At 35.1% G+C, this 10,847-nt stretch carries 6 protein-coding genes, 2 tRNA genes and 2 rRNA genes (1 of these 10 only partly in view); 2 read left to right on the top strand and 8 right to left on the bottom strand.

The features are described from left to right. From PBN93_RS12080 to PBN93_RS12060, 5 genes are all read right to left on the bottom strand, one after another. Positions 1-99, bottom strand: a 23S ribosomal RNA gene (locus PBN93_RS12080) (it extends 2,729 nt beyond the left edge of the window). A 214-nt stretch (positions 100-313) separates the two neighbouring features. After that, a tRNA-Ala gene (locus tag PBN93_RS12075) sits at positions 314-390 on the bottom strand. A 181-nt stretch (positions 391-571) separates the two neighbouring features. Next, a tRNA-Ile gene (locus tag PBN93_RS12070) sits at positions 572-645 on the bottom strand. Positions 646-760: 115 nt separating this feature from the next. After that, positions 761-2,280, bottom strand: a 16S ribosomal RNA gene (locus tag PBN93_RS12065). The 16S and 23S rRNA genes sit together here with 2 tRNA genes alongside, the layout of an rRNA operon. Positions 2,281-2,990: 710 nt before the next feature. After that, entirely contained in the window at positions 2,991-3,674 is a 684-nt protein-coding gene (locus tag PBN93_RS12060) for a DUF4294 domain-containing protein (RefSeq protein WP_077404066.1), read from the bottom strand. Between the two features lie 97 nt (positions 3,675-3,771). Here PBN93_RS12060 and PBN93_RS12055 point away from each other — a divergent pair, with 97 nt between their 5' ends. Beyond that, entirely contained in the window at positions 3,772-4,860 is a 1,089-nt protein-coding gene (locus tag PBN93_RS12055) for a M42 family metallopeptidase (RefSeq protein WP_077404069.1), read from the top strand. 52 nt (positions 4,861-4,912) lie between these two features. Beyond that, positions 4,913-5,461 carry an NUDIX hydrolase gene (locus PBN93_RS12050; protein ID WP_077404072.1) on the top strand — a complete coding sequence of 183 codons (549 nt, stop codon included), beginning with the start codon at positions 4,913-4,915 and terminating at the stop codon, positions 5,459-5,461. A 132-nt stretch (positions 5,462-5,593) separates the two neighbouring features. Here the strand turns inward: PBN93_RS12050 and hisS are convergent, their stop codons facing one another. The 3 genes from hisS to PBN93_RS12035 all read right to left on the bottom strand — a co-directional run bounded on the left by hisS (position 5,594) and on the right by PBN93_RS12035 (position 10,756). Then, complete coding sequence (hisS, locus tag PBN93_RS12045) at positions 5,594-6,970, bottom strand: histidine--tRNA ligase (RefSeq protein WP_271080756.1); 1,377 nt, start codon at positions 6,968-6,970, stop codon at positions 5,594-5,596. A 92-nt stretch (positions 6,971-7,062) separates the two neighbouring features. Further along, complete coding sequence (locus PBN93_RS12040; RefSeq protein WP_077404078.1) at positions 7,063-7,533, bottom strand: DUF6495 family protein; 471 nt, start codon at positions 7,531-7,533, stop codon at positions 7,063-7,065. Between the two features lie 67 nt (positions 7,534-7,600). Next, complete coding sequence (locus tag PBN93_RS12035) at positions 7,601-10,756, bottom strand: TonB-dependent receptor (RefSeq protein ID WP_271080755.1); 3,156 nt, start codon at positions 10,754-10,756, stop codon at positions 7,601-7,603. Positions 10,757-10,847: the final 91 nt, after the last annotated feature.

Here is a 10,847-nt window from a genome sequence, read left to right as displayed (position 1 = left end):
ATCATATGTGCTGATCCCCGCAGATTTTCGCAGCTTATCGCGTCCTTCTTCGCCTCTGAGAGCCTAGGCATTCCCCATACGCCCTTTTGTAACTTGTCACTATTAAATGTTTTACATACCATTTAATAGCCTCTTGCTCTTCTCTATTTCGTATTCTTTTTATTTCTTATCGTGATAATTACCCCTGTGGTAATTATACACAATGTCCCAATATGTCAATGAACGTTATTGTAAGTCGCAATAGATAATTTAATGATCTATGCTCCTAACTACAATACTCTGAAAATAATCTTAATTATCTCCAAGCATTGCCTGGTGGAGAATATCGGAGTCGAACCGATGACCTCCTGCGTGCAAGGCAGGCGCTCTAGCCAGCTGAGCTAATCCCCCATATACTAAAAGTAGTATATAGTAGCTTGTAGTTAGTACTGCCAACTACTACTCAACTTCCAGAATTTCCTTCTACATTACGTTTATAATGTTATCTCAATACAACCAAACTAATCAATTATAGCCTCTTGTTTTACCTTGACTACTTCTGTAACACTTACTATTGATAAGCTTTACTTAGTAGTCCCAGGCAGACTCGAACTGCCGACCTCTACATTATCAGTGTAGCGCTCTAACCAGCTGAGCTATGGGACTCAATCTTAGTTGTTGTATCTTAATATTTTGAAGTGACAGCGAAAAAAGAAAATAAATCTAGTTACAACTAAATTCTTACTACATAAACTAATATGTAACGGTCGTATTTCTCTAGAAAGGAGGTGTTCCAGCCGCACCTTCCGGTACGGCTACCTTGTTACGACTTAGCCCTAGTTACCAGTTTTACCCTAGGTCGCTCCTTGCGGTGACGAACTTCAGGTACCCCCAGCTTCCATGGCTTGACGGGCGGTGTGTACAAGGCCCGGGAACGTATTCACCGGATCATGGCTGATATCCGATTACTAGCGATTCCAGCTTCACGGAGTCGAGTTGCAGACTCCGATCCGAACTGTGATAGGTTTTATAGATTCGCTCCTTATCGCTAAGTGGCTGCTCTCTGTACCTACCATTGTAGCACGTGTGTGGCCCAGGACGTAAGGGCCGTGATGATTTGACGTCATCCCCACCTTCCTCACGGTTTGCACCGGCAGTCTTGCTAGAGTCCCCACCATAATGTGCTGGTAACTAACAACAGGGGTTGCGCTCGTTATAGGACTTAACCTGACACCTCACGGCACGAGCTGACGACAACCATGCAGCACCTTGTAAATTGCCCGAAGGAAAGTCTATCTCTAAACCTGTCAATCTACATTTAAGCCCTGGTAAGGTTCCTCGCGTATCATCGAATTAAACCACATGCTCCACCGCTTGTGCGGGCCCCCGTCAATTCCTTTGAGTTTCATTCTTGCGAACGTACTCCCCAGGTGGGATACTTATCACTTTCGCTTGGCCGCTCAGATCGAAATCCAAACAGCTAGTATCCATCGTTTACGGCGTGGACTACCAGGGTATCTAATCCTGTTCGCTACCCACGCTTTCGTCCATCAGCGTCAATCAATTGTTAGTGATCTGCCTTCGCAATCGGTATTCTATGTAATATCTATGCATTTCACCGCTACACTACATATTCTAACCACTTCACAATAATTCAAGACCGTCAGTATCAAAGGCAATTCTACAGTTGAGCTGCAAACTTTCACCCCTGACTTAACAGCCCGCCTACGGACCCTTTAAACCCAATAATTCCGGATAACGCTCGGACCCTCCGTATTACCGCGGCTGCTGGCACGGAGTTAGCCGGTCCTTATTCTTACAGTACCGTCACCAGACTACACGTAGTCCTTATTCTTCCTGTATAAAAGCAGTTTACAATCCATAGGACCGTCTTCCTGCACGCGGCATGGCTGGATCAGAGTCTCCTCCATTGTCCAATATTCCTCACTGCTGCCTCCCGTAGGAGTCTGGTCCGTGTCTCAGTACCAGTGTGGGGGATCCCCCTCTCAGGGCCCCTACCCATCGTAGTCTTGGTAAGCCGTTACCTTACCAACAAACTAATGGGACGCATACTCATCTTACACCGTAACCTTTATTATAAATATGATGCCATATATATAAACCATAAGATATTAATCCAAATTTCTCTGGGCTATCCCTTAGTGCAAGGCAGATTGTATACGCGTTACGCACCCGTGCGCCGGTCGTCAGCAAGAGCAAGCTCCTCTGTTACCCCTCGACTTGCATGTGTTAAGCCTGCCGCTAGCGTTCATCCTGAGCCAGGATCAAACTCTTCATCGTTGTTTTGTAAATATTCTTAACAACCTAAAATCGTCTAAAACCAAACTCATTCTCTTTTTTTAATTCAATAATACCACTAAGTAGCATTATTTTGCTGTCTCTTCAATATGTCAAATGAACTTTTAATTCTTGTAGAAATACTAGACTCGAACTAGTTGATTAACAATATAATCATTCCAAAATTTCTTAACTCCTACCCTCTCTGAAAGCGGTTGCAAATGTATAACGTTTTTTTAAACTGACAAAATAAAAAATTAAATTATTTTAGTGCTTATTTCTGCTTTTACAACCCTAGCAAATTGGGAATGCAAAAATAGTATTTTTAATTACTACTAAACAAGCTTTTGTAAACTTATTTTTTAACCTTTTTACAATACTAATTTTACAACCTAATCAATGAACTTTACTAACTTTATAACTGCTCGTTTGTCCGTTAGCGGCTGCAAATATACTCCCATTTTTGAACACCACAAGCCTTTTTTACATCTTTTTTAAAAGTATTTTTAAAAATACAAATAACTTACTGCAATTCAATTCTTTAAAGCTTAAGTTTTTTTTAGATTTTTTATTAACCCACAACAAACTCCTAAAACCACACCTTAATATATGGTAGTTTGTGTTGAAAGTTTGGGTTATCGATCTGAAAAACTACATTATATATAAAAAGGACAATAAATATAATTTGAATTTTTGAACTAAACAAGAGTTTACTACTCCTTTTTATTAGTTATCCATTTGTTAGTCAGCGTAGTATAATCATAATTTAAAACCGTAGGTTGCTCCTTTAACCTACCTTTTGCAAAAGCTCGCTGCAGAATATCCTCAATTAAATAGTCTTCATGCACGCTTTCTGGATGATACTCTGCCTTAATACTAATTTTAAAAAACTTAGCAGAAGTATTATACCAAAAGGCTCGCCAACCATTTCTTAATTCTTTAACAAGTCCAAAAGCAGTATCTCCTGTTTGCCTATTTATTAGCTTAATGAGTATTTGCCCCTCTGTACGTGTTAACTTTTTTAATCTTTCAGAAAATTGATCTTCTATTTCTTTATGAACTTGCCTGGTGTATTTACGTTTTTTTGACTTCTTCTTAATTTTTTTTAAACTATCATTAAGTACAACCAATTTTTCTGCAGCCATTTTTGCGTAGGGATACACCTTTAATGTTTTTCTCCTTAATATATAGTAGCGTAATTTTTCTTCTTTGGAAGCAAATTTTAATGGTCCAAATACATAAACCTCATTTAAAGATATAGATGTATCATAAACAGAATCACCTTCTATCTTATACAACTCCAAATCTACAGAGTCTTTTTTAACCTCTATTTGCGCCGTACTTGTAAGTGTAAACAACAACGCTATTATTAATGATGTACTTTTTATTAGTTTCATACAATACTTAGTGTTCATATAATTAACGATAAACACGTAACGATATTATTAATTAAATAATGAATATTATTAAATTTGTATTTAAATATATACGTTTATGAGCGCAAAGAAAATTATTACTGAAAAATCTCTTGATTTTTTTGAAAGATACTTAAATAATGCATCACCTACAGGTTATGAGTGGGAAGGGCAGAAAATATGGATGGAGTACTTAAAACCATATGTAGACACATTTATTACGGATACTTACGGCACTGCTGTGGGTGTTATTAATCCGGATGCAAAATATAAGGTAGTTATAGAAGGACACTCTGATGAAATTTCTTGGTATGTAAATTACATTTCAGACAACGGATTACTATATGTAATTAGAAATGGAGGAAGTGACCACCAAATAGCACCATCTAAATGGGTTAACATACATACAAAAAACGGTATTGTTGAAGGTGTTTTTGGATGGCCCGCAATACATACAAGAAATAAAGGAAAAGAAGAAGCTCCTAAATTAGACAATATTTGTATTGATATTGGAGCTAAAGACAAGGCCGAAGTTGAAAAAATGGGCGTACACGTTGGTTGCGTTATTACATACCCAGATACTTTTAAGGTTTTAAACGGAAACAAGTTTGTTTGTAGAGCTATAGACAACAGAGCTGGTGGATTTATGATAGCTGAAGTTGCGCGTTTATTGCACGAAAACAAAGTAGAATTACCTTTTGGCTTATACATTACCAACTCTGTACAAGAGGAAATTGGCCTTAGAGGGGCGGAAATGATTACACAAAGAATTAAACCTAACGTTGCTATTGTTACCGATGTTTGCCACGACACTACCACCCCAATGATTGAGCAAAAGGTACAAGGCTTTACAGAAATTGGCTCTGGACCTGTAATTTCTTATGCACCAGCAGTACAAAACAAACTTAGGGAACGTATAATTGAAACTGCGGAAGCTAATGAAATACCTTTTCAGCGTATGGCAGCATCTAGATCTACTGGTACAGATACAGACGCTTTTGCATATAGCAATGGCGGTGTTGCCTCTGCACTTATATCTTTACCATTACGTTATATGCACACTACGGTAGAAACTGTACATAGAGACGATGTTGTAAATGTGATACGCTTGATTTACGAAACACTATTAAATATTAAAAACGGAGAAACTTTTAGTTACTTTGATTAACTATACTTGGCCTCTTTTATTTTAGAAGAGGCTTTTTTTTTACTTTTATAATATGGATGAGCTTATAGATCTTTTAGATAGCAACGGTAATTTTACCGGTAAAACAGCTTTAAAATCTGATGCTCATAAAAATGGTTGGTTTCACCAAACAGTACATATTTGGTTTTATACTGATAAAAAGCAAATTTTACTACAACAGCGTGCAAAAAGTAAAGACACATTCCCTCTATTATGGGATGTTTCTGTTGCCGGACATATTGGAGCTGGAGAAGACATTATTAATTCTGCTTTAAGAGAAATTGAAGAAGAAATTGGAATTACCATTCAACAAGCAGATTTACAAAAAATTGGTTGCTTTAAATCTATCCAAAAACATACCAATTACTTAATTGACTGTGAATTTCACCACACCTTTATCTGTGAATTAAATACAGAGTTTAATCTCCTTAAAAAACAAGATATTGAGGTTGAAGACTTACAACTTAAACTTATTTCTGATTTTAAAATAGAATTAAACAATAGTGAAACGAAGAAACTTTATGTTCCACACAGTAAAAAGTATTACAATACAATTATAGAAGCAATAGAAAAGGTTATATAATTTTAAAACAGCTGTATTTTCTTGCGGTTCAAAGATGATATTATTTTTTTCTGATAAAAAGAAATGAATTAAAAAAAACCGCTACACAATATTATTGCACAGCAGTTTTTTACTAAAAATTTAATGTATAACTTATAACGAGACTAAAAACTCTGATACATTTGACAACTTATAAGTTTGCTGATCTCCTTTTTCCATATTTTTCACAACAAAATCGCCATTAAGTAACTCTTGTTCCCCTATTAAAACAACATAAGGAACATTACGCTTATTAGCATATTTCATTTGTTTTTGCATTTTTACAGCTGAAGGATACACATCTGCTTTTACTCCGTTTTTACGTAACTCTGTAACCAATTCTAAAGCCGCAAAAGCTTCTTTATCTCCAAAATTAACACAAAGTATTTCCAATGATTTATTTATTTCTTCAGGAAAAAGATTTAGCTCTTCTAAAACCAAATAAATTCTATCTAACCCAAAAGAGATACCTACACCACTAACATCTTTTAATCCAAAAATCCCTGTTAAATCATCATAACGTCCACCACCACCGATAGAGCCCATTTTTACTCCGCTTGGTGCAGCAACCTCAAAAATAGCGCCTGTATAATAGTTAAGTCCGCGAGCCAAAGTAACATCTATAGTAAGATTAGCAGATTGTAAACCTAATTTTTCTACCGCATTAATAATAAAAGTAAGCTCTTCTACTCCTTTTTTACCTTCTTCTGAGTCCTTAAGCAATTCTGCCAAAACTTGCAATTGCTCTGTATTAGAACCTGATAATGAAAATAAAGGTGTTGCTTTTTTAATTGCATCTTCAGAGATACCCTTTTCTAGCATTTCTTTAGTTACTCCCTCTACTCCTATTTTATCTAACTTATCTAAGGCGACAGTAAAATCTATTAAACGCTCTTTTGCACCTATAACCTCTGCTATACCTGCAAGAATTTTACGATTGTTTAATTTAATTGTTGTTCCTACAAGTTCTAACTCTGTAAAAACAGCATCATACAATTGTACCAATTCTATTTCCTGTAACAGGGAGTCCGACCCAACAACATCTGCATCACACTGATAAAATTCTCTAAACCTGCCCTTTTGCGGCCTATCTGCTCTCCAAACAGGCTGTATTTGATATCTTTTAAAAGGAAAATCAATTTCGTTTTGGTGCATTACCACGTAACGTGCAAAAGGTACGGTAAGATCATAACGCAATGCTTTTTCTGAAATTTTTGTAGTTAATGATCCCGAGTCCTTCTTTTGGTATAGTTCATCATTAACTTTATTTAAATAATCACCTGAGTTTAATATTTTAAATATTAAGCGATCACCTTCATCACCATATTTACCCATTAAGGTTTGTGAATTTTCAAAAGAAGGTGTTTCTATAGGCTGAAAACCAAATGTCTGAAAATGTTTCTTTACAATATCAAAAATGTAATTTCTTTTTGCTATTTCAGACGGTGAAAAATCTCTTGTTCCCTTTGGTATTGATGGTTTTTGTGCCATAACTGTTAAAAATGTATAGAATGATAAATCATTCTTTATGCCTTTATAAAGGCTATTAATATTGTTTTATATGTAATTTACTTATTAGTAGTCTAACTAATAATATTATCAAACCACTTGTACAAATCTCCTTTAGTTATTACCGCTCCTTGCTTAATTAAATTAAATTTATCTAAATTTTTATCATCAGTATAAATTTTAGAAGCCGTTAAATACTCTACAAAGTCTGACTGCCAGTTTTTCTTAAACCAAGCAAACCCAACACTTGTTGTTAAATCTACATCAGGATTCATTACTTTAACAGAAAGCAGTTTCATTTCTTTTTCTTCTAAATGAAACAAATGCATTTGTTGTGCAGATACATTTTCTAAATACTCTACTTTAGTTAATACACCTTCCCAAATTAAATCACTAAAAACATCTAACTCCTCTTCTGCAACTTCTGGTTTATCTTTTTTAATAGTTTCCCATTCTTCTGCAGTAATTGTTTGCGATGCTAAAAAATTTACAAACTCTGGTTGCAATTCTTCTAGTTGTTGTTTTGTTAGTCTTGCATATTTCATTTTGCAAAAATAAAAAAAGGCTATGCATAAGCATAACCTTTTAATAATTAAAATTATTTATTTTTTACTAGAAAATAAAGCGCAAACCAAATTGTGCTTGCCATCTAGATAACAAACTTGCATCATACCCATTTGTTCTAGTTAAACTAGGGTCAAAAGTGTAGGTAGGTGCCTGTGTACGGTCTGCCTCATAAACATCTGGGGCTGGATTAGCATCTGGGAAGCTAACTCCCACCGGACTAATATTATTTGGCTGGCGTACAATACCCCAATCAGAACTAATTAAGTTTCCAACATTTAGGACATCAATACTAAATTGTATTTTGTTATTGTTAGCAAACTTATAATCTTGTAAAAATTTAAGATCCCAACGACCTCTCCAAGGAGCTAAAGCACCGTAGCGCTCCATAAACTCTCCTCGGTTATCTTTTAAATAATCATCTTGCTGAATATATGCTTCAAAAGCTTCTGCTTGGCCTGCTCCTGAAAATTGCATTTGAGAAATTTCTGCCTCAGTAGGAATGTATAATAAATCGTTATTTTGACCAGATCCATCACCATTAATATCACCAGCATATGTATAATTATACCTTGCACCTTTAGCATACTCAAAGAAAGTAGAAATTGTTGTATTCCATTTTCCTTGTCCGTACTCAAAGTTTTTGGATAGAACACCAATAAAACGGTGTGTATCTCCGTATTTAGAATAACTTAAAACGTCTGCATTTGCATTACCTGCATTTGGATTAAACTCAAAAGCATCACCAGTAATTTCCGCTTCAATAGAGTTTACATCTTTAGCATTTAAATAGCTATAAGCAGCCATTACGTACAAGCCATTATCAAAAGTCTTTTGTCCTTTGGCTGAAACATTAAATACTCTTCCTTTGTCAGAATTAGTAAATACATAAGCATTGTTACCCGTATCACCAGATAAGTAAACTGGTCTATCTCCTCCTGGACCAACCAATGTACCTGTAGGCTCTCTTAATCCCCAGTTTTGTACGTGAGCAGCGTTTAAATCCTTAGTATAAGAAACATCTAACGTACCAATAATACCATTTTCAAACTTTTTATCTAAGCCTAAATTAGTTCTCCATACTTGTGGAAATTTAAAATCTGGATCTACAGTTTGGTAATAAAACACATCTACACCTTGCACTTGATTACCCAACCATACAAATGGCAATCTACCAGTAAACAAACCAGTACCACCACGTACTTGTAAAGAATTATCTCCTTTTGCATCCCAATTAAAACCTACTCTTGGAGAAATTAACCATTGGTTACTTGGTAATTTTTCAGAATCTATAAATACCTCTTCTCCCGTTTCTGGATTGTAATAAGGTATACTTGGCACATATGTACCTTTCCTTGCTATATTCTCACGAATTTTATCTGCCGTATCAAAAAACAAAGGCTTATCAAAACGAACTCCATAAGTTAATTTAAAATCTTCTGTAGCATTCCACTCATCTTGCACATAAAATGCCATTTGCCCAACACTAGTTTCTGCCAAACTCCAAGTATCATTAGTATTATTTGCTGCATTAATACCTTCAGCATTTGTAATAGCATCAGAAATTAACCCATTATCTACTGCTGTTTGAAAATCTGCTAAACTACCAAATGCACCAAAAGCTCCTACGTAACCTCTTGCATCTGCATAACCATATGAACCCAGGTTAAATGAGTTTTTAAAATCAAATTTTTCAAAAGAGAAACCAATTGTATATGTATGATCTCCTTTAAAAATATTGGTATTGTTAGAAAACTGAAAAACCTTTTGATCTAATGTGTTATTAATTGAAAAAGGCTCATGACCTACAACAATATAATTAGACCCATTACCATCCTGTATAGTCATTGCAGGAATTGGAGAAGATAAAGCATCTCTAAAATCATCAAAATGAGAATAACCAACTTGCAATTTATTTGTCATAGTTTCAGACAATGTAGAATTTAATTCTATCTGAAAAGATTTTAAATTGTTATTAATTTCATATCCAGAGTTCTCAAATTGTAAAGTTGTAAAATTTGGTCCTCTTTGTCTAATAGCCGTAGGGTGAGCTGGTTTTTCTTTAGAAGAATTTAAAAAGTTATAAATAACAGCCAATCTGTTATTATCATTAATATTCCAATCTAACTTAAAGATACCTTTAGTAGACTCTCCGCCGTAAGTAAAACCTTCATAACGACCAGTATCATAACCAATACCTGCTAAGGCAGACTGTACAGCCATTAAATCGCTTTCTAAAACTCTAGACTCACCTATACTACCAGAGCCCGTATTAGGCACCCATCCATTTGTCCCTAAATCATCTCTTTCCTCTTTTTCAAAATTAGCAAAGAAAAATAATTTATTTTTAACAATTGGCCCACCAATACTTACACCATATTGATTTTGAGTTAATTTAGGCTTAATTACATCTTCTCCTTTAACCTTACCGCCTGTTAAGTCTTCATTTCTAAAAAAACCATAAACAGTACCATGAAATTCATTAGTACCACTTTTTGTAACCGCATTTACAGATGCTCCCGTAAAACCAGACAATGTAACATCATAAGGAGCTGTACTTACTTGTATTTGCTCTAAAGCATCTAAAGAAATAGGTTGCGAACCTGTTTGCCCGCCTGGTGTTGGAGAATCTAACCCAAAAGGATTATTAAAAATTGCACCATCTAAAGAAAAATTATTAAACTGATCATTACGACCTCCAAAAGAATCACCACTTGCCGTAGGCTCTAGTCTTGTAAAGTCTTGTGCAGATCTAGAAATTGTAGGCAATTTAGTTAGTTCTCTACTACCCACACTTGTTTCTGCCCCTGTACGCCCACTACCAAATGTACCACTTTGGTCTTGAACCAAAATAATTTCATCTAACATTTGACTAGATTCTGTTAGAGTTACATTAAAATTAAAAGTTTTACCTAAAGTAAGGTAAACATCGTTCTTAACTTGGTTTTCAAAACCTACATAAGAAACTGTAATTACATAAGGACCACCAACCCTCATATTTAAAAGGTTATACCTACCTTCATCATTAGTAATACCGCCGTATTTAGTACCTGTTGGTGTATGCACAGCAATAACATTTGCCCCCATAAGAGGCATTGCCTGATCGTCTACAACCAAACCTTTAATGTTTGAGGTTGTTACCTGAGCGTTAACCGACAGGGAAACAAACAAAAACGATAAGCAAAAAAATAAATAGTTTTTCATATTGTTCTAAGTTAGTTATTTTTAGATATGCTAAATTTAGAACAAAAAAAAAGAGTTATGCGTGCATAACTCTTTTTTCTATTAACATTAT

Source organism: Cellulophaga omnivescoria, assembly GCF_027915275.1.
GTDB lineage: Bacteria > Bacteroidota > Bacteroidia > Flavobacteriales > Flavobacteriaceae > Cellulophaga > Cellulophaga omnivescoria.
The sequence above is the reverse complement of the archived record's forward strand: the minus strand, read 5'-3'. Positions and strand labels throughout refer to the sequence as shown.